This window comes from Streptomyces griseicoloratus (assembly GCF_014534645.1).
In the GTDB taxonomy this organism is placed as follows: Bacteria; Actinomycetota; Actinomycetes; order Streptomycetales; family Streptomycetaceae; genus Streptomyces; species Streptomyces griseicoloratus.
This window is the reverse complement of record NZ_JACVQF010000013.1, coordinates 1-752: the sequence shown is the minus strand read 5'-3', so window position 1 is coordinate 752 and position 752 is coordinate 1. Positions and strand designations below refer to the sequence as shown.

Below are 752 nucleotides of genomic sequence, written 5' to 3'. Positions count from 1 at the left end.
GCGAACATCGCGGACGTCTACCCCCTCGCCCCGCTCCAGGAGGGCATCCTCTTCCACCACCTGCTTCAGGCGGACGACCGAACCGACGTGTACCTCTCCCCCCGGGTCGTCGAGTTCGACTCACGCAGTCGGCTGGACGCGTTCCTGGGTGGTCTGCAGCAGGTGGTGGAGCGGCACGACATCTACCGCACGGCCATCCTCTGGGAGGGACTGCGCGAACCGGTCCAGGTGGTCCTGCGTGACGTGGCGCTCCCCGTCGAAGAGGTCGTACTCGATCCTGAAGACGTCGACCAAGGCCGTCAGCTGGCGGCTCTCGCCGGGTCCCGCATGGAGCTGACCCGGGCCCCGTTGATCCGGGTGCACATCGCTGCCGAGCCCGGCAGCGACCGGTGGCTGGCGCTGCTGCGCATCCACCACCTCGTGCAGGACCACACCACCCAGGACCTGCTGCTCGGCGAGCTGGGAGCGTTCCTGTCGGGCCGTGAGGATCTGCTGCCGGAGCCGCTGCCGTTCAGGAACTTCGTGGCGCAGGCGCGGCTGGGCGTGTCGCGGGAGGAGCACGAGCGGTACTTCGACACCCTCCTCGGCGACGTCACCGAGCCGACGGCACCGTACGGGCTGCTGGACGTCCACGGCGACGGGAGCGATGTCGTGCGGGCGCATCTGCGGCTCGACGGGGAGCTCGGCGGCCGGGTGCGGGAGGCGGCGCGTTCGCTCGGGACGAGCGCGGCCACCGTGTTCCACCTGGCGTG

1 protein-coding gene is annotated in these 752 nt (G+C 70.6%); it reads left to right on the top strand.

Annotated elements, in window-relative coordinates; all coding sequences use genetic code 11:
- Positions 1-752: condensation domain-containing protein (locus tag H0H10_RS00220; RefSeq protein ID WP_223179167.1), on the top strand; the 752-nt coding region annotated here is incomplete at both ends.